15 protein-coding genes are annotated in these 19578 nt (G+C 70.5%); 10 read left to right on the top strand and 5 right to left on the bottom strand.

Going from position 1 to position 19578, the window contains the following annotated elements:
* Positions 1–10: 10 nt before the first annotated feature.
* The 9 genes from ABZZ74_RS00605 (at position 11) to ABZZ74_RS00565 (ending at position 10257) form a co-directional block, all read left to right on the top strand.
* Positions 11–1351 carry a ThuA domain-containing protein gene (locus tag ABZZ74_RS00605; protein ID WP_356761090.1) on the top strand — a complete coding sequence of 447 codons (1341 nt, stop codon included), beginning with the start codon at positions 11–13 and terminating at the stop codon, positions 1349–1351.
* Positions 1352–1507: 156 nt separating this feature from the next.
* Complete coding sequence (locus ABZZ74_RS00600) at positions 1508–2725, top strand: inositol-3-phosphate synthase (RefSeq protein ID WP_356760666.1); 1218 nt, start codon at positions 1508–1510, stop codon at positions 2723–2725.
* 296 nt (positions 2726–3021) lie between these two features.
* A complete protein-coding gene (locus ABZZ74_RS00595; protein ID WP_356760665.1) occupies positions 3022–3915 on the top strand; it encodes an SCO3242 family prenyltransferase in 894 nt (297 codons plus the stop codon).
* A complete protein-coding gene (locus ABZZ74_RS00590) occupies positions 3912–4883 on the top strand; it encodes a sugar phosphate isomerase/epimerase family protein (protein ID WP_356760663.1) in 972 nt (323 codons plus the stop codon). Before ABZZ74_RS00595 ends, ABZZ74_RS00590 begins: the two co-directional genes overlap by 4 nt.
* Entirely contained in the window at positions 4880–5725 is an 846-nt protein-coding gene (locus ABZZ74_RS00585) for an EboA domain-containing protein (protein WP_356760662.1), read from the top strand. The genes ABZZ74_RS00590 and ABZZ74_RS00585 overlap by 4 nt, the downstream gene beginning before the upstream one ends.
* Positions 5725–6573 (top strand): TatD family hydrolase, encoded by an 849-nt coding sequence (locus tag ABZZ74_RS00580; RefSeq protein ID WP_356760660.1) that lies wholly within the window; start codon positions 5725–5727, stop codon positions 6571–6573. The genes ABZZ74_RS00585 and ABZZ74_RS00580 overlap by 1 nt, the downstream gene beginning before the upstream one ends.
* 3 nt (positions 6574–6576) lie before the next feature.
* Positions 6577–7746, top strand: coding sequence for a metabolite traffic protein EboE (gene eboE / locus ABZZ74_RS00575; protein WP_356760658.1), 1170 nt, complete (start codon positions 6577–6579; stop codon positions 7744–7746).
* Positions 7743–9182, top strand: a complete 1440-nt coding sequence (locus ABZZ74_RS00570) for a nucleotide pyrophosphatase/phosphodiesterase family protein (protein WP_356760657.1) — start codon at positions 7743–7745, stop codon at positions 9180–9182. Before eboE ends, ABZZ74_RS00570 begins: the two co-directional genes overlap by 4 nt.
* A gap of 46 nt (positions 9183–9228) precedes the next feature.
* Positions 9229–10257, top strand: a complete 1029-nt coding sequence (locus ABZZ74_RS00565) for a sugar phosphate isomerase/epimerase (RefSeq protein WP_356760655.1) — start codon at positions 9229–9231, stop codon at positions 10255–10257.
* 66 nt (positions 10258–10323) lie between these two features.
* Here the strand turns inward: ABZZ74_RS00565 and ABZZ74_RS00560 are convergent, their stop codons facing one another.
* The 5 genes from ABZZ74_RS00560 to ABZZ74_RS00540 all read right to left on the bottom strand — a co-directional run bounded on the left by ABZZ74_RS00560 (position 10324) and on the right by ABZZ74_RS00540 (position 18302).
* Entirely contained in the window at positions 10324–11715 is a 1392-nt protein-coding gene (locus ABZZ74_RS00560; RefSeq protein ID WP_356760653.1) for an OFA family MFS transporter, read from the bottom strand.
* On the bottom strand, positions 11712–13106 hold the full coding sequence (locus ABZZ74_RS00555; protein ID WP_356760651.1) for an OFA family MFS transporter: 1395 nt from the start codon (positions 13104–13106) through the stop codon (positions 11712–11714). The genes ABZZ74_RS00560 and ABZZ74_RS00555 overlap by 4 nt, the downstream gene beginning before the upstream one ends.
* 120 nt (positions 13107–13226) lie before the next feature.
* Positions 13227–15371, bottom strand: coding sequence for an acetate--CoA ligase family protein (locus ABZZ74_RS00550; RefSeq protein ID WP_356761089.1), 2145 nt, complete (start codon positions 15369–15371; stop codon positions 13227–13229).
* Between the two features lie 4 nt (positions 15372–15375).
* The gene (gene frc / locus ABZZ74_RS00545; protein WP_356760650.1) at positions 15376–16608 is read right to left on the bottom strand and encodes a formyl-CoA transferase; all 1233 of its coding nucleotides are present in this window, start codon (positions 16606–16608) and stop codon (positions 15376–15378) included.
* 11 nt (positions 16609–16619) lie between these two features.
* Complete coding sequence (locus ABZZ74_RS00540; protein WP_356760648.1) at positions 16620–18302, bottom strand: thiamine pyrophosphate-binding protein; 1683 nt, start codon at positions 18300–18302, stop codon at positions 16620–16622.
* Between the two features lie 144 nt (positions 18303–18446).
* Here ABZZ74_RS00540 and sucC point away from each other — a divergent pair, with 144 nt between their 5' ends.
* Positions 18447–19577 carry an ADP-forming succinate--CoA ligase subunit beta gene (gene sucC, locus ABZZ74_RS00535; RefSeq protein ID WP_356760647.1) on the top strand — a complete coding sequence of 377 codons (1131 nt, stop codon included), beginning with the start codon at positions 18447–18449 and terminating at the stop codon, positions 19575–19577.
* Position 19578 lies beyond the last annotated feature (1 nt).

Genomic DNA, 19578 nt, shown 5'->3' with positions numbered 1-19578 from the left:
AGAGAACGTGATGCGCTCAACCGGCCGCTCTGCAACCGTCGTCGCGGGCGCGGCACTGCTCCTCGGCTGCGTCTCGGGTCCCGCCGCCTCGCACCCCGGGGACGCCGGGAAACGGGTGCTGGTCTTCTCCAAGACCGCCGGCTTCCGGCACGACTCCATTCCGGCCGGCGTGGAGGCGGTGCGGCAGCTGGGTACCGGCGGCGGCTTCACCGTCGACGCGACCGAGGACGCCGGGGCGTTCACCGCCAAGAACCTGCGCCGCTACGACGCGGTCGTGTTCCTGTCGACCACCGGGGACGTGCTGAACGACGCCCAGCAGAGTGCCTTCGAGGGCTACATCCGGCACGGCGGCGGCTATGTCGGCGTCCATGCCGCCGCCGACACCGAGTACGACTGGGCGTTCTACGGCGGCCTCGCGGGCGCCTACTTCCAGTCGCATCCCGCGATCCAGCCGGCGAAGGTGACCGTCGAGGACCGGGCTCATCCGGCGACCTCGGGCCTGGAACGGACCTGGTCCCGTACCGACGAGTGGTACAACTACCGCTCCAACCCCCGGGACCGGGCCCATGTCCTGGCCTCGCTCGACGAGTCCTCGTACACCGGCGGCACCATGAACGGCGACCATCCGATCGCCTGGTGCCAGAGCTACCAGGGCGGCCGGGCCTTCTACACCGGAGGCGGCCACACCAAGGAGTCGTACGCCGAACCTGCCTTCCGACAGCACCTGTTGGGCGGTCTGCGATGGGCGACCGGCGACGCCCAGGCCGACTGCCGTCCCGAGAACGGCTACCGGCCGCTGCTCGACGGCACGTCCCTGGACGGCTGGAAGCAGGCGGGCCCCGGCTCCTTCACCCTGGCCGGCGACGGCACGCTGACGTCGTCGGGCGGTATGGGCCTGCTCTGGTACGCCGCGTCGGGCTTCACGTCGTACTCCCTGAAGCTCGACTGGACGATGGCCGGTCCCGACGGGGACGACAACTCCGGTGTGTTCGTGGGCTTTCCGCCCTCGGACGACCCGTGGTCGGCCGTGAACAACGGCTACGAGATCCAGATCGACGCCACCGACGTGCCCGACAGGACCACCGGGTCCGTCTACGGCTTTCAGTCCGCCGACATGAAGAAGCGCGACCGTGCGCTGAACCCGCCGGGGGAGTGGAACACGTACGAGATCCGCGTGGAGGGTGAACGGCTCCGCGTCTGGCTCAACGGCGTGAAGATCAACGATTTCACCAACACCGACCCGGCCCGGAGCCTCGCCGACGGACACATCGGCATCCAGAACCACGGAGCCGACGACCAGGTGTCCTTCCGCGACATCCGGATCAGGGAACTGCCCGGCAAGGGCGACTGAGCGGCGGCGGGCGGAGGACGCCGGACCTCCGCCCGCCGCCTTCCACCCCGTCCGGGGGCGCAGGATCAAGGAATTCCGTCGCGCGGGATTCATCGATCCCCGGAGCTGTTGATTTGTGGTGCTTCGTACCCGACGCGTTCGACGAGGAGGCTGCCCATGTCCGCGTCCCTTTCCGTATCCGGGCCACGCGTCGGCGTATGGCTGATCGGGGCCCGTGGCTCCGTCGCCACCACCGTCGTCGCGGGCTGCGCCGCGCTGACCGTTGGCCTGCGACCGCCCACCGGGCTGCTCACCGAGACCCCGGCGTTCGCGGACACCGGCCTGCCGCCCCTGGCCGCGCTCGTCTTCGGCGGACACGACACCCAGGACTGCCCCCTGCCGAAACGTGCCGAGGCACTGGCGGCCGGAGGCGTCCTCCCACCCGGCCTCCCCGCCGCCGTCCCGGCCGAACTTTCCGCCGCCGAGGAGGAGATCAGACCGGGCGGCCCGGTGCCGGGCGACACCCGCACCGAGGAGGAGCTGATCGCCGCCTTCACCGCGGACATTTATGACTTCGTACGACGACGCGGTCTGGACCGGGCTGTGGTGGTGAACGTCGCCTCCACCGAGCCCCCGGCAGCGGACCGTGCCCTCCCGCCGAGCTCCCTCTACGCGGCGGCGGCCCTGCGCGCGGGCTGCCCGTATGTGAACTTCACCCCGTCGACCGGCCTGCACCACCCTTCGCTGGCCGCCGCCGCGGAGAGGAGCGGCCTGCCGTACGCCGGGCGCGACGGCAAGACGGGCCAGACGCTTCTGCGTTCCGTCCTGGGCCCGATGTTCACCCAGCGCGCCCTGTCGGTCCGCGCCTGGTCCGGCACCAACCTCCTCGGCGGCGGCGACGGCGCGGCACTGGCCGACCGGGCCGCGGCCGCCGCCAAGAACGCCGGCAAGGAGCGCGTCCTGGCCGAGACCCTCGCGGTGACTCCCGAGGGCGAGGTCCACATCGACGACGTCCCCACGCTCGGCGACTGGAAGACCGCCTGGGACCACATCGCCTTCGACGGCTTCCTCGGCACCCGCATGATCCTCCAGACCATCTGGCAGGGCTGCGACTCGGCGCTGGCCGCGCCCCTGGTGCTCGACCTGGCCCGGCTGACAGCCCGAGCGCACGAGGCGGGCCTTGCCGGGCCTCTGGGCGAACTGGGCTTCTACTTCAAGGACCCGGTGGGTGAGGGACCGGCCGCGCTGGGGGAGCAGTACGAGGCGCTCCTCGGGTTCGCGGAACGACTGCGGGTGACGGACGGGGGACGGGGCTCCCACGGTGGGTCCGCCGATTCTGATTCCCGCCGGCGCGTGCTTCACGGTGGTTCGGACCGGCAGGGGGAGCCGCGATGAGCCGGCTGCGAGCGTGGGACCCCGGCCGGTGGACGAGCCGGAGAGTCGGCCGAAGTACCGGTGTCATGGCCCCGAAGCCGGGTTCCCAGGCGGATGCCGTGCAGGAAAGGAGCGCCGACGGAACTGCGGATGCCGCTGATTCGACGCCGGTTCGGCTGACGCCTGCCGGGGCCGGAAGGGGCGCCGGTGGGGCTGCGGATGCCGCTGAATCGACGCCGGCTTGGGAGATCCCTGCCGTGGGCGTCGGCCGACGTAGCAGGACAGGTCGGACCGGCACTGCCCGGGCGGCGGGACCCATGCCGTCGCCGGACGCCGGGCGCACCGCATCCCTCGCCGAACACGCCCTCGCCTGGGCCGAACTGCTGCGGCTCCCCGCCCTGTTCACCGTCCCGGGTGACGCCCTCGCCGGTGCGACCGCGACCGCCCCGGCCCCGAGCGCCCGCACTCTCCTCGCCATCGGATCCTCCCTCTGCCTCTATGAGGCCGGCATGGCCCTGAACGACTGGTCCGACCGTGAGGAGGACGCGCTGGAGCGCCCCCACCGACCCCTCCCCTCGGCCCGTATCCACCCGGCCGCCGCCTTCTCGGCCGCCTGCGCCCTCACCGGAGCCGGCCTCGCGCTCGCCGCCCGTGCGGGCCGCCCCGCTCTGGCGGTCGCGGCCCCCCTCGCGGCCACCGTCTGGGCGTACGACCTCGGTCTGAAGCGCACCCCGGCCGGTCCAGCCGCCATGGCCGCCGCCCGCGGACTCGACCTGCTGCTCGGCGCGGCAGCCACGACCGGCCACCCGCGCAGAGCTCTCCCCTCCGCGGCACTGCTCGCCACCCACACCCTCGCGGTGACGGCCGTTTCCCGCCGGGAGACGACAGACGGCTCACCCCTCGCCCCGCTGGCCGCCCTCGCCACCACCGGCGTCCTCACCCACCTCCTCACCCGCCGCCCCGCCCCGAAAGCCGCCCTGCGCTCGGCGCTCGGCGCCGCCTACGCCGTCACCGCGGCCCGCCCCTACGCCCACGCGGCCCTCAATCCGTCACCCCAACTCACCCAACGAGCCGTCGGAAGCGGTGTCCGCGCCACGATTCCGCTCCAGGCCGCACTCGCCGCCCGCTCGGGCGCACGGTCCACCGCGGTGCTCGTGGCAGTGCTCGCCCCGCTCGGCAGGCGGTTCGCGAGGACGGTGAGCATCACATGAGCACCGAGAAGACGCACCGGCCGAACGGCACGCCGACCCCGGGGCCGGCAGCCGCCACCCCCGTCCGTTTCGGCTACGGCACCAACGGCCTCACCGACCTCCGGCTCGACGAGGCCCTCGGCCTCCTCGCCGACCTCGGCTACGACGGCGTGGGACTCACCCTCGACCACATGCACCTCGACCCCCTCGCCCCCGACCTCACCTCCCGAACCCGCCGTGTCGCTCAACGCCTCGACGCCCTCGGCCTGGACGTCACCGTCGAGACCGGCGCCCGCTACGTACTCGACCCGAGCCGCAAGCACGGCCCCTCCCTGCTGGACCCCGGCCCCGAGGACCGGGCCCGGCGGGTCGGGCTGCTGATCCGCGCCGTCCAGGTCGCCGCCGACCTCGGCGCTCACGCCGTGCACTGCTTCAGCGGGATCACCCCGGCCGGCACGGACCCGGACACGGCGTGGAAACGTCTGGCCGAGTCACTGACGCCCGTCCTTGAAGCCGCCGCCGGCGCGGGCATTCCCCTCGCCGTCGAACCGGAACCGGGCCATCTCCTCGCCACCCTCGCCGACTTCCACCACTTCCGCCGCACCCTCGGGGACCCGGAACACCTCGGTCTGACGCTCGACATCGGTCACTGCCAGTGCCTCGAACCCCTCTCTCCCGCCGACTGCGTACGCGCCGCCAGTCCCTGGCTCCGGCACGTCCAGATCGAGGACATGCGCCGCGGCGTCCATGAGCACCTCCCGCTCGGAGAGGGCGAGATCGACTTCCCGCCGGTTCTCGCGGCCCTCGCCGCCACCGGCTACCAGGGCCTGACCGTCGTCGAACTGCCCCGTCACTCCCACGCGGGCCCCCACTTCGCCGAACACTCCCTCCCGTTCCTCCGTCGCGCGGCGACGAAAGCCGCTCAGTCGCCCGACGCCGCACCGCACGGCGATCCCTCCGCCACCCCCGAAGGGAGCAGCACCCCATGACGCATCGGCACCCCACCCGGAACATCCCCCGGGCGGCCCACGCGGAGACCGACCGAGACGCGATGCCGCAGATCGACCCCGGGAACACCACTGGGGCCCGCGCGGCGGCAGGACGGACGAGCATCGGCGACCCCGACCGCGCGTCCACCTCCCGTCCCCAGGACACGGCCCCGGCCGCCCTCACCCCACCGTCCGCCTTGCACCGCCACCTCGTCGCCCGCCTCGACGAGTCCGCCCGCACCTGGCTCGAGCAGGCCCTCTCCGAGGCCGCAGCCCAACCCGGCGTCCACGGACCCGTCTCCGCATGGGAGCTGCGCATCGCCGAGGCCGGTCGCCGCTGCGGACCCGAGCACGCCGACGCCGCCCGTGTGCTGATCCTGCACGCCGCCCGCGCCGGCACCGACGCGCTCAGCCGGGTCTACTTCCAGGGCACCGCCGCCGAACGCCGGGCCGTCCTGCACGCCCTGCCCCATCTGGTCGCCGGCCCCGACGCCGTTCCGCTCGTCGAGGACGCCCTGCGCACCAACGACACCCGCCTCCTGTCCGCCGCCGTCGGCCCGTACGCCGCCCGGCACCTCAGCCCGCATCTCTGGCGCCACGCCGTCCTGAAGTGCCTGTTCACCGGGGTCCCCGTGGACGAGGTCACCGATCTGGACCGGCGGGCCCGCGGGGACGGCGAACTCGCCCGCATGCTCGCCGACCACGCCGCCGAACGCACCGCCGCGGGCCGTGCGGTGCCCCAAGACCTGTACCGCGTCCTGACCCTGAGCGACCCCACGGCCACCCCACCCGCGCCGGCCGCGGAACCCGGCCTGCGCGGCAGCGACGGCAAGGAGTCCTGATGCGCATCTTCGACCCCCACATCCACATGACCTCCCGCACCACCGACGACTACGCCGCCATGCACGCCGCCGGCGTCAGAGCCGTCGTCGAACCCTCCTTCTGGCTCGGCCAGCCCCGCACCTCTCCCGCCACCTTCTTCGACTACTTCGACTCCCTCCTGGGCTGGGAACCCTTCCGTGCCGCCCAGTACGGCATCGCCCACCACTGCACCCTCGCCCTCAACCCGAAGGAGGCCAACGACCCCCGCTGCGCCCCCGTCCTCGACGAACTGCCCCGCTATCTCGTCAAGGACCAGGTCGTCGCCGTCGGCGAGATCGGCTACGACTCGATGACCGCGGCCGAGGACACCGCGCTCGCCGCCCAGCTCCAGCTCGCCGCCGACCACGGCCTGCCCGCGCTGGTGCACACCCCGCACCGGGACAAGCTCGCCGGTCTGCGCCGCACCCTCGACGTCGTCCACGAGTCCGCGCTGTCCCCCGACCGCGTCCTGGTCGACCATCTCAACGAGACCACCGTCAAGGAGGCCAAGGACAGCGGCTGCTGGCTGGGCTTCTCCGTCTATCCCGACACCAAGATGGACGAGGAGCGCATGGTCGCGATCCTGCGGGCCTACGGCCCGGAGCAGGTACTCGTGAACTCGGCCGCCGACTGGGGCAGGAGCGATCCCCTCAAGACCCGCAGGGTGGCCGACCTGATGCTGGCCGAAGGCTTCGGCGAGGACGACGTCGACCGGGTGCTGTGGCGGAACCCCGTCGCCTTCTACGGACTCAGCGGCCGCCTGAACCTGGACGTCACGGCCACGGACTCCGCCCACGAGGGCAACTCCATCCTCCGTGGCGGGGCGTGAGACATGCGCTTCCGACACCCCGACGGCTCCACCGTCCACCTCGCCTACTGCACCAACGTCCACCCCGCGGAAAACCTCGACGGCGTCCTCGCCCAGCTCCGCGAGCACTGCGAACCCGTCCGCCGGCGCCTCGGCCGTGACCGACTCGGCATCGGCCTCTGGCTCGCCAAGGACGCGGCGCACGCCCTGGTCACCGACCCGTCCGCCCTGCGCGGCCTGCGCACCGAACTCGACCGCCGGGGACTCGAGGTCGTCACCCTCAACGGCTTCCCCTACGAGGGTTTCGGCGCCGAGGAGGTCAAGTACCGCGTGTACAAGCCCGACTGGGCCGACCCCGAACGCCTGGACCACACCACCGCCCTGGCCCGCATCCTCGCCGGGCTCCTGCCCGACGACGTCACCGAGGGCACCATCTCCACCCTGCCGCTCGCCTGGCGCACCGCTGGTGGCGAGGACCGCGTCGCGAAGGCCCGCACGGCCCTCGTCACCCTCGCCGAACGACTCGACGCCGTCCATGAGTTGACCGGCCGCTCGATCAGCGTCGGCCTGGAACCCGAACCCGGCTGCGTCGTCGAGACCACCGCGGACGCGATCGACCCGCTCACCCGCATCGGCCACGACCGCATCGGCGTCTGCGTCGACACCTGCCACCTCGCCACCTCCTTCGAGGATCCGCACACCGCCCTGGACGCGCTCACCGAAGCACGCGTCCCCATCGTCAAATCCCAGCTCTCCGCCGCCCTGCACGCCGAACACCCCCGCCTTCCCAGCGTCCGTGCCGCCCTCGCCTCCTTCGACGAACCCCGCTTCCTGCACCAGACCCGCACCCTGGGGGCCGGTGGCCTGCACGGCACCGACGACCTCGGCGAGGCCCTCACGGCCGGCGCCCTGCCCGACACGGCACCCTGGCGCGCCCACTTCCACGTCCCCCTGCAGGCGGCCCCCGCCGTGCCCCTGACCTCCACGCTCCCCGTCCTGCGGGCCGCCCTGTCCGGCCTGGTCGGCGGCCCGCACCCGCTCACCCACCACCTCGAAGTGGAGACCTATACCTGGCAGGCCCTCCCGCCCGAACTCCGGCCCCGCGGCCGCCCCCAACTCGCCGACGGCATCGCCGCCGAACTCACCCTCGCCCGCGACCTGCTGACCGACCTCGGCCTCAAGGAGCTGCCATGAGCACACACCGGGCCGCGACCAGCCCCACCCCCCTCCTCGTCCTGGACGTCGTGGGCCTCACCCCCCGTTTCCTCGACCACATGCCCCACCTCAAGAAGCTCGCCCGGTCCGGCTCCCGCGCCCCGCTCGGCACCGTCCTGCCCGCAGTGACCTGCGCCGCCCAGTCGACCTTCCTCACCGGCACCCACCCGTCCGAGCACGGCATCGTCGGCAACGGCTGGTACTTCCGCGAACTCGGCGACGTCCTGCTGTGGCGCCAGCACAACGGCCTGGTCGCCGGGGACAAGCTCTGGGACGCCGCCCGCCGCGCCCACCCCGGCTACACGGTCGCCAATATCTGCTGGTGGTACGCCATGGGCGCCGACACCGACATCACCCTCACTCCCCGTCCGATCTACTACGCCGACGGCCGCAAGGAACCCGACTGCTACACGCGGCCCCCGGCCCTGCACGACGAACTCACCGAGAAGCTCGGCACCTTCCCCCTCTTCCACTTCTGGGGACCCGGCGCCGACCTGGTCTCCAGCCAGTGGATCATCGACGCGACCCGCCACATCCTGCGCACCCGCCACCCCGACCTGGCCCTGTGCTACCTCCCTCACCTCGACTACGACCTGCAACGCTTCGGCCCCGACGACCCGCGCTCCCGCAAGGCGGCCACCGACCTGGACACCGCACTGGCCCCGCTCCTGGACGACGCCGCCGCCGAGGGCCGCACCGTCGTCGCCCTGTCCGAGTACGCCATCACCCGCGCCGACCGGCCCGTGGACATCAACCGCGCCCTGCGCCGCGCCGGCCTGTTGGACGTCCACACCCAGGACGGCATGGAGTACCTGGACCCGATGGCATCCCGTGCCTTCGCGGTCGCCGACCACCAGATCGCCCACGTCTACGTGCGCCGCCCCGAGGACCTCGACACCATCCGACAAGTCCTCGCCGACCTGCCCGGCATCGACCAACTCCTCGACGACCAGGGCAAGAAGACCCATCACCTCGACCATCCGCGCTCCGGCGAACTCGTCGCCGTCGCGGAACCGGACGCCTGGTTCACGTACTACTACTGGCTCGACGACGCCCGCGCTCCCGACTTCGCGCGACTCGTCGACATCCACCGCAAACCCGGCTACGACCCGGCCGAGCTGTTCATGGACCCACTCGACCCCTACGTCAGGGTCAAGGCAGCGACCGCGCTCGCGCGCAAGAAACTCGGCATGCGTTACCGCATGGCGGTCGTGCCCCTGGACCCGTCACCTATTCGCGGCAGCCACGGCCGCCTTCCCACGAGCGACGACGACGGTCCGCTCCTCATCTGCTCCACCCCCCGCGCCGTCGGCGACCGCCTCGCGGCCACCGACGTGAAGTCACTCCTGCTCCACCTCGCCGGTCTGGACCGACCGGCCCCGCAGGACCCGTCCGTTCCGACTGGTCCCCAGTGAAGCACTCACCACTGACAACGCCCTCCGACACCGAGGAGTTCCAGGCATGAGCCGCATCCCCCAGACCGATCCCGAACTCACCCACCGCCTGACCAGGAGAGGCATGCTCGGCGTGGCCGCCGGCGCCACCGCGGCGGCCCTGCTCGGCGCCGCGTCCCCGGCGACGGCCGCCGAGTCCGCCTCCGCGGGCCGTGGCCGTCCCGTCCTCCCGCCCGGCCGGCTGGGTATCCAGCTGTACAGCCTGCGCGACAAGGTCTCCACGCTCGGCTTCGCGCCCGTCTTCGCCGAACTGGAGAAGTACGGGTACGACGAGGTCGAGTTCGCCGGCTACACGCAGGGCTCGGCCGGCCCCATCACGCTCGCCCAACTCCGGCGGCTGGCTCGGAACCACGGTCTGACCCCGATCGGCAGCCACGTCGGCTACTACTCCGACGACCCGAACGCCTACACCTTCGCCCAGAACCTCACCAAGGTCCTGGACGACGCCCAGGCACTCGGCCTCAAGCACATAGGCACCGCCTCCGGACCGTTCCGCTACGGCTCCACCGTCGACGCCTGGAAGCGCGCCGCCGAGGAGTTCAACACCTATGGCGCGGCGGCGAAGGCGCGCGGCATGAAGTTCTACCAGCACAACCACTCCGACGAGTTCTCCTTCGCCACCGACAACCCCAAGGTCCGCCTCTACGACGTGGTCCTCGCGGAGACCGACCCCGACCTGGTGTTCCTGGAGATGGACATCTTCTGGGCCTACGCCGGCCAGTTCCGGTTCTCCAAGCGGCCCGACGGCAGCCCCGCCCCGTTCGAACCCCTCGACTACGTCCTCAGGCAGCCCCACCGCTACCCACTCTTCCACGTCAAGGACGGGGTGAGCGATCCGTCGAACCAGTTCGGCTACCGCATGGTCGATGTCGGCGACGGCGACATCGACTACCAGAAGTTCATCTCCGCCGTGACCAGGCTCCGCGGTGAGCGCCTGGCCCACCACTGGCAGACCGAGCGCGACCAGCCCGACGAGTCCTTCACCTTCGCCCGCCGCTCCAGCGCGTATCTGCACTCCCTGCGCGAGAAGTGCTGAACCGTACGCCCGCCATGAGGCGGCCCTCCCCGCACCCGGGGAGGGTCGCCTCACGCGCGCGTGCCGTCAACTCGCCGGCTGGGGTTGGGCCGTGAGCATGTCCGAGCTGCTGCGGCCCGGCTGCCGCAGCAGCAGGGCGATCGCCGCCGCGACCATGGAGACGCCGCCGGCCAGCGCGTACGCCCCGTCGTAGCCCCAGGCCGCGACCACCATGGAGCCGAGGCCGCCGCCGAAGAGGCCGCTGATCAGCTTGCCGCTGTAGACCAGGCCGTAGTTGGTGGCGTTGTAGTTCTCCCCGAAGTAGTCCGGGGTCAGCGCCGCGAACATCGGGTAGAAGGCGCCGCCGCCGAAGCCGGAGAGGAAGGCGAAGAACAGGAACAGCCACTCGCTCTTCATCTCGCCGGCCAGGATCACGCCGAACTGGGCGAGGCCCAGCACGACGATGACGAACACCAGGGTCGACTTGCGGCCCCACTTGTCGGACAGCCAGCCCACGACACCGCGGCCGACGCCGTTGATGACCGCCATGACACCCATCGAGGAGGCCGCCACCAGGGGACCGAAACCGACGTCCTTGGCGTAGTCGACCTGGAAGGAGATCCCGAAGATCGACACACCGGCGGTCATCACGATGGCCAGCCACATCAGCGGCAGCATGCCCGTCCTGATGGCCTCCTTCGGCGTGAACTGCCGTACCGCCGGAGGGTTCTTCGCCAGACTCGCCGCGTTCTTGCGGTTTCCGGCGAACGTCAGCGGGTCGATGTCCGCGGGCCACCAGTTCTTCGGCGGGTCCTTGAAGAACATCGCGCATCCGGCGACCACGATCATGACGTAGCAGCCGATCAGGTCCAGCACACGGTGGTAGTTCCCGGTGTCGAAGGCGTAGTTGAAGATGAAGATGAACGGCAGCGACCCGTAGGCGAAGCCGCCGTTGACGAAGCCGGTCCGGGCACCCCGGCGCTCGGGGAACCACTTGCCGACCATGTTGATGCAGGTCGCGTAGACCAGGCCGGAGCCCAGGCCGCCCACCACGCCGAAGCCGAGGATGGCCAGCCACACGTTGCTCAGGTGCGACAGGGCGAGGAAGCCGACCAGGCACATGCCGGAACCGATGTACATGGCCCTGCGCGCCGTCAGGATGCCCTTCTCGCGCATCCAGCCCGCGGGGAAGGCGATGCCCGCCTGGAAGAACACCCAGACGCTGAGGATCCAGAAGGTGTTGGACTGCGTCCAGCCGTGCGCGTGGGACAGGGTGTCCTCCGCGGAGCCGTACGCGTATTCGGAGACGCTGATGGCCATCATGGCGATCCACGGGAGGTACACCATGAGCTTGCGGGAGTGGCCGAGGATGTCCCGGTCGGTCTCGCCGACGCGGTACACGCGGCCGTTGGAGTCGGTCACCTCGCGGTAGGGACGGTGTGCGGCTGCCGTGTCGGCCGAGAGCGGATCTGCAGTCATGCTTGTGCCATCTCCTCGCCGAGCGGGTGCGGGTTGGGGACGATGCGCCGGGCCTTCGGCCTGCCCGGGGACTTCAGGAAGAGCGCCAGCACAGCGGAGGCCAGGCCGATGGAGCCCGCCAGGACGAAAGCGCCGTGGTAGTCCCAGGCGCCGACGACGATCGCGCCCAGGCCGGAGCCGACGAGCCCGGAGATCAGCTTCGAGCTGTAGACCATGCCGTAGTTGGTGGCGTTGTTGTTCTCGCCGAAGTAGTCCGCCGTCATGGCCGCGAATAGCGGGAAGATCGCGCCGCCGCCGAAGCCGGAGACCATGGAGCAGAACAGGAAGAACGGCATGCTGCCCATCTGTCCGGAGATCAGCACGCCGAACTGCGCCGTGCCGAGCACGAGGCAGACGATGATCAGGGTGTTACGGCGCCCGGAGCGGTCGGAGATCCAGCCGATGACGCCGCGGCCGGTGCCGTTGACGATGGCCTTCAGGGACATCGCCGTGGCCACGATCCCGCCCGCGAACCCCATGTCCTTGCCGAACGGCACCTGGAAGGCGATGCCGAAGATGTTGATGCCGGCCGTGCACAGCAGACAGAACCACATCATCCACAGGACGGGCGTACGGGCGGCCTCCTTCGGGGTGTACTGCTTGACCGCCGGCGGGTTCTTCTCCAGCGCCCGGCGGATCTTCGGGTCGTCGGTCAGCTTCAGCGGGTCCACGTGCGCGGGCCACCAGTTCTTCGGCGGGTCCTTGAAGAACCAGCCTGCCGAGGCCACCACCAGGCACAGCCCGATGCCCACACTGGCGAGCACGGTCCGGTAGTTGCTCAGGTCCATGTACGAGGTGAACAGGAAGACGAAGGGCACGGACCCGTAGGCGAAACCGCCGTTGACGAAGCCCGTCTTGCCACCCTTGCGCTCCGGATACCACTTGCCGACCATGTTCACGCAGGTCGCGTAGACGAGACCGGCGCCGATGCCGCTGAACATGCCGAAGCCGATGTAGGCGACGGTGACGTGCGGTGCGTACGCCAGTGACAGATAGCCGAGCATCGTGCCGACGGCGCCGATCATCATGGCCGTACGGGCGGGCAGTCTGCCGCTCTCCCGCAGTTGTCCGGCGGGGAAGGCCACGGCCGCCTGGAAGAAGATCCAGACGCCCATCAGCCAGAAGATGTGTCCGCTGCTCCACAGATGTGCCTCGTGGAGCGTGTCCTCCGCCGAAGTGAACGCGTACTCGGCGGAGCTGATGCCCATCATGCCCACCCAGGGCAGGATGACCATCCACTTGCGTGTCCGGCCCATGATGTCGACGTCTGTCTCGCCGATCCGGTACTTGCGGCCGTTGCGGTCCGTCACCTCTCTGTAGGGGACGGACGCCGAATAGTCGGTTGTTGTCATCGCTCAGTGCCCCTTGCGTCGAAAGCTCTGGCCAGCGCCCCCTGTCCAATGCCTTTCGTGTGCGCACGGGTCCCGGGGCCGGCCGACCGCACTGTCGGCCGGCCCCGCGCGTGGGTCACCTCATGAACCGCCCCCCAGCAAACCCGCGGCCCGCGCCCAGCGGTACTTCGCCCCGAGCACGGCCACCGGCTTCTCGGTCGTGTACGGGTACGCCACGACCCCGCGCTCGTAGAGGTATTGGCAGGCCTCCTCGACCTCGACGTCGCCCGCGAGCGAGGCCACCACGGGCTTCTCGATGCCCCGTTCGCGGAATTCGGCCACCACGCGCGCGGTGAGCTCGGCGAAGACCATCGGGGGAGTCACGATGGTGTGCCAGTAGCCGAGGACGAGCGCGTGGATGCGCGGGTCCTCCAGACCGAGCCGGATCGTCGCCTCGTACGTCGACGGCGGCTCGCCCCCGGTGATGTCGACCGGGTTGCCCGCGGCCCCGAAGGGCGGGATGAACTTCCGGAACGCCTCGTCCAGGTCCGGCGGGATCTCCATCAGGGACAGCCCGTTGTCGGTCACTGCGTCGGACAGCAGTACGCCGCTGCCGCCGGCCCCGGTGATGATCACGACGTTGTCGCCCTTGGGGGCGGGAAGCACCGGCAACGCGCGCGCGTACTCGAGCATCTCGTTCAGACCGGGCGCCCGGATGACACCGGCCTGCTTCAGGAGGTCGTCGTACACGGCGTCGTCGCCCGCGAGCGCACCGGTGTGCGACCCCGCTGCCTTCGCGCCCGCCGCCGTACGGCCCGCCTTCAGGACCACGACAGGCTTCTTCGGTACGGTCGCCCGCGCGGCCTCCACGAAGGCGCGCCCGTCCTTGAGGTCCTCCAGGTGCATCGCGATGCACTCGGTGTGCGGGTCCTCGCCGAACCAGGTCAGCAGGTCGTCCTCGTCCAGGTCCGACTTGTTGCCCAGGCCGACGATCGCCGACACACCCGTCTTCGTGGTGCGGGCGAAGCCCAGGATCGCCATCCCGATGCCGCCGGACTGCGAGGTCAGCGCCACCCCGCCCTTGACGTCGTACGGCGTGCAGAACGTGGCGCACAGGTCCTGCCACGTCGAGTAGTAGCCGTAGATGTTCGGTCCGAGGAGGCGGATGCCGTACCGCTCGGCGATCGCCACGATCTCCTCCTGGAGTTCGTGCTCGCCCGTCTCCGCGAACCCGGAGGGGATCAACACGGCGTTGGGGATGTTCTTGCGACCCACCTCCTCCAGCGCCGAGGCCACGAACTTGGCGGGGATCGCGAAGACCGCCACATCCACCTCACCGGGAACGTCCGTGACACTCTTGTACGCCTTGCGGCCCAGAATGTCATCGGCCTTGGGGTTCACCGGATGGATCTCTCCGGCGAAGCCGCCGTCGATGAGGTTGCGCATCACCGAATTGCCGATCTTGCCCTGCTCGTTGGAGGCACCGATCACGGTGACCGACGCGGGCTGCATCAGCCGCCGCATCGAGGTGAGGATCTCCTTGCGCGTGTACCTGCGGCGCGGCGGTGGCTGCTTCTCGGCGAGGATCACGCGGATGTCGGCGGCGACCGCGCCCTCCGGAGTCGCGATCACCGGGTTGAGGTCGACCTCCGCGATCTCCGGGAAGTCCGCGACCAGTTGGGACACCCGTCGGATCTGCTCCGCGATCGCCCACCGGTCCACGCCCGCCCGACCGCGCACCCCGCGCAGGATCTCCGCGGACCGGATCGAGTCCAGCATGGACAGCGCCTCGTCGGCACTCACCGGCGCCAGCCTGAACGTGACGTCCTTGAGGACCTCGACGAGAACGCCGCCGAGCCCGAAGGCGACGACTTTCCCGAAGGTCGGATCCGTCACCGCGCCGACGATGACCTCCTGCCCCTTGGGCAGCAGTTCCTGGATCTGAACACCCTCGATCCGCGCGTGCGCGTCGTACGCGCGTGCGTTGTCGATGATCTCGTGGAACGCCGCCCGTACGTCCCCGGCGCCCTCGACGCCGACGACCACGCCGCCGGCGTCGGTCTTGTGGAGGATGTCCGGCGAGACGATCTTCATCACCACGGGCCGGCCGAAACGCGCCGCGTACGCGACCGCCTCGTCCACGTCGGTGGCGACCTCCTCACCCGGTACCGCGATCCCGTACGCGTCGGCGATCACCTTGCCCTCGGGTGCGGTGAGCGCGGTCCGCCCCTCGGCCCGCACAGCGTCGAGGAGCGACCGCACCCTCAGCACCCGGTCTTCGGCCATCACGTCAGATCACTCCGTTCGACTTGAGCAGGCGCAGCTCCTCGTCGCCGAGGCCGAGCTCGCCGACGTAGACCTCTTCGTTGTGCTCGCCGAGCAGCGGTGAACTGGTCACCTCGACGGGGGAGTCGGACAGCTTCAGCGGGCTGCCCACGGTGGTGAACTCGCCGCGCTCGGGGTGCGGGACGGTGACCACCATCTCGTTGGCGACCAGCGAGTCGTCCTCGATGATCTCCTTCGTGGACAGGATCGGCCCGCACGGGATGTTGTGGGCGTTGAGCCGCTCCAGCACCTCCCACTTGGGCAGCGTCGAGGACCACTCCTCGATCAGCTGGAACATCTTGTTGAGCTTGGGGAGACGGGCCTCCGGCGTCGCCCACTCGGGGTCCTCGGCAAGCTCGGGCCGGCCGATGAGCTCGCTGAGGGGCTTCCAGCCGACGGGCTGCACGATGACGTACACGTAGTCGTTCGGGCCGCCCGGCGCGCACTTGACCGCCCAGCCCGGCTGGCCGCCGCCGGAAGCATTTCCGGACCTGGGAACTTCCGTCCCGAAGTCGTCGTTGGGATATTCAGCGAGCGGGCCGTGGGCCAGGCGCTGCTGATCGCGCAGCTTCACCCGGCAGAGGTTGAGCACAGCGTGCTGCATGGCCACGTTCACCCGCTGACCGCGCCCGGTGTGCTCGCGCTGGAACAGCGCCGCGAGTATCCCCGCCACGGCGTGGACACCCGTGCCCGAGTCCCCGATCTGGGCCCCCGTCGCCAGCGGCGGCCCGTCCTCGAAACCGGTTGTCGACATCGACCCGCCCATGGCCTGCGCGACGACCTCGTACGCCTTGAAGTTGGTGTACGGGCCGTCCCCGAACCCCTTGATGGAGGCATAGATGATCCGCGGATTGATCTCCTGGATGCGGTCCCAGGTGAAGCCCATGCGGTCGACCGCGCCCGGTCCGAAGTTCTCGACCATGACGTCCGAGCGCCGGATCAGCTCGGTGAGGATCTCCTTGCCGCGCTCGGTCTTGGTGTTGAGGGTGATGCTCCGCTTGTTGCAGTTGAGCATCGTGAAGTAGAGGGAGTCGACGTCCGGCAGATCGCGTAGCTGCTTGCGGGTGATGTCACCGCTCGGCGCCTCCAGCTTGACGACGTCGGCGCCGAGCCAGGCCAGTAGCTGGGTCGCGGAGGGCCCGGACTGGACATGGGTCATGTCGAGGACGCGGATGCCCTCAAGTGCCTTGGTGGTCACGGGCGTTCACCTCACTTGTACATCGTCTGGTTCATGGTTCCGGGGGCGTACGCGTCCGGGTCGACCCAGACGTTGATCAGCGACGGCTTGCCCGACTCACGGGCGCGGCGCAGGGCGGGGCCGATGTCGGCGGGGTCGCGCACCTCCTCGCCGTGACCGCCCAGCATCTGGGCGAACTTGTCGTAGTGGACGTCGCCGAGCGTGTTGCCGACCCGCTCGCGCTCCAGGCCGTACTTCTGGGCCTGGCCGTAACGGATCTGGTTCATCGAGGAGTTGTTGCCGACGATGCCGACGAAGGGGAGGTCGTAGCGGACGAGGGTCTCGAAGTCCCAGCCGGTGAGGGAGAAGGCGCCGTCACCGAAGAGGGCCACCACTTCCTTGTCGGGCCGCGCCTGCTTGGCGGCGAGCACGAAGGGGACACCGACGCCCAGGGTGCCCAGCGGCCCCGGATCCATCCAGTGGCCCGGCGACTTGGGCTGCACGACCTGCCCGGAGAAGGTGACGATGTCGCCGCCGTCGCCGATGTAGATCGAGTCCTCGGTCAGGAAGTCGTTGATCTCGCTGACCAGGCGGTACGGGTGGATCGGTGAGGCGTCCGACTTCAGGCTCGGCAGCCGCTTCTCGAGGGCGGTCTGCTCGGCGGCGCGCAGCTCGTCGAGCCACTCCTTGCGCTTGGCGGCCCCGCCGTTGAGGCGCCCGGAGGCGGCCTCGGCGACCGACTTCAGCACGAGCCCCGCGTCGCCGACGATCCCGAGGTCGATGTCGCGGTTCTTGCCCACCGTGCGGTAGTCGAGGTCGATCTGAACGACGGTCGCGTCCGGCGAGAGCCGCTTGCCGTAGCCCATGCGGAAGTCGAACGGCGTACCGACGATGACGATGACGTCCGCGTTGGAGAAGGCGTACCGGCGCGACAGTTGGAAGTGGTGCGGGTCGCCTGGCGGGAGGGTGCCGCGGCCGGCGCCGTTCATGTACGCCGGGATGTTGAGGGTGCGTACAAGGTCGACGGCGGCCTCGGTGCCGCGGGTCGTCCACACCTGGCTGCCCAGCAGGATGGCCGGCTTCTCGGCGTGCACCAGCAGGTCCGCGAGCTTTTCGATCGCCTCGGGATCACCTGCCGAGCGCGTCGAGGCCCGGTAGGCACCGGCCTTCGGCACGCGTGCCTTCGACACCGGCACCCTGGCGTCGAGGACGTCGCGCGGGATCTCCAGGAAGGAGGGGCCGGGCGCACCGTGGTAGCACTCGCGGAACGCCATCGACACCATGTCAGCCGCGCGGGCCGTGTCCGGCACCGCCGCCGCGAACTTGGTGATCGGCGTCATCATGTCGACGTGCGGCAGGTCCTGCAGTGACCCCATCTTGTGCTGGGCGAGGGCCCCCTGACCGCCGATCAGCAGCATGGGGGACTCCGCGCGGAAGGCGTTGGCCACACCGGTGACGGCGTCGGTCGTGCCCGGACCGGCGGTGACGACGGCGCAGCCGGGCCTGCCGGCGATGCGCGCGTAGCCGTCGGCGGCGTGGGCGGCGACCTGTTCGTGTCGTACGTCGACGACCTCGATGCCCTCGTCGACGCAGCCGTCGTAGATGTCGATGATGTGGCCGCCGCACAACGTGTAGATGCGGTCGACCCCCTCGGCCTTGAGCGCCTTGGCGACGAGGTGACCGCCGGAAATCACGTCCTGGGTGTCGTCGGGCATGGCGAAGTCCTGTCCCTTCGTAGGGGGTTGGAACGCTCTCGCGGTACATTGCATACAGTCGACGAATACTGTATGAACCTTGTTATCCCGCATCCGGTGGGTGGTGTCCAGGGGGCGTGCGGCACTTTTGAGTCAGGAGCCGGAATGGACCTGTTCGAGCACCAGGCAAGGGAACTCTTCGAGGAACACGGCATCGTGGTGCCGAGGGCCGAGGTCACCGACTCGCCCAAACAGGCACGCGGGATCGCCCGCAGGCTCGGTGGCCGAGTGGTGGTCAAAGCGCAGGTGAAGACCGGGGGGCGCGGCAAGGCGGGCGGGGTGAAGTTCGCCGCGGACCCGGCCGCGGCGGAGCTGACCGCGCGTCAGATCCTCGGAATGGACATCAAGGGCCACACCGTCGGCACGGTGATGCTGGCCCAACCCGTCGACATCGACAGCGAGTTCTACGTCTCGTACGTCCTCGACCGCGTGGCGGGCGGCTTCCTCGCCATCGCCTCCGCCGAGGGCGGCATGGAGATCGAGGAGGTCGCGGCCAGTCGCCCGGAGGCCGTCGCCCGCATTCCCGTCGACCCGGCCGAGGGCGTCACCTCGGCGAAGGCGAGCGAGATCGCCGAGGCGGCGGGGCTGCCGCCGCAGACGGTGGACGTCCTCGTACGGCTGTGGGATGTGCTCGTCCGCGAGGACGCGCTGCTCGTCGAGGTGAACCCGCTCGTGCGGACCGCGCAGGGGCAGATCCTCGCCCTCGACGGCAAGGTCACCCTCGACGACAACGCCCGCTTCCGGCAGTCCGGTTGGGGCGCCGGGGAGGTGGAGCACGGCGACGCGCTGGAGGCGGCGGCCGCCGCGAAGGGCCTCAACTACGTCAAGCTCGACGGCGAGGTCGGCATCATCGGCAACGGCGCGGGACTTGTCATGTCGACCCTCGACGTGGTCGCCGGGTGCGGCGCCCGGCCCGCCAACTTCCTCGACATCGGCGGCGGGGCGTCCGCCGGGATCATGGCCGACGGTCTGTCCGTGATCCTCTCGGACCCGGACGTGAAGTCGGTCTTCGTCAACGTCTTCGGCGGCATCACCGCCTGCGACGCGGTGGCGGACGGGATCGTACAGGCCCTGGACAGTGTGCGGTTGACCAAGCCGCTGGTCGTGCGGCTCGACGGCAACAACGCGACCCGGGGCCGAGCCATCCTCGACGAACGCGCGCATCCTCTGGTGCAGCAGGCAACCACCATGGACGGCGCCGCGCGTCGTGCCGCCCGACTCGCCACCGCCGGCTGAA

The sequence above is a fragment of the Streptomyces sp. NPDC006476 genome (genome assembly GCF_040612015.1).
In the GTDB taxonomy this organism is placed as follows: domain Bacteria; phylum Actinomycetota; class Actinomycetes; order Streptomycetales; family Streptomycetaceae; genus Streptomyces; species Streptomyces griseorubiginosus_B.
The sequence above is the reverse complement of the archived record's forward strand: the minus strand, read 5'-3'. Positions and strand labels throughout refer to the sequence as shown.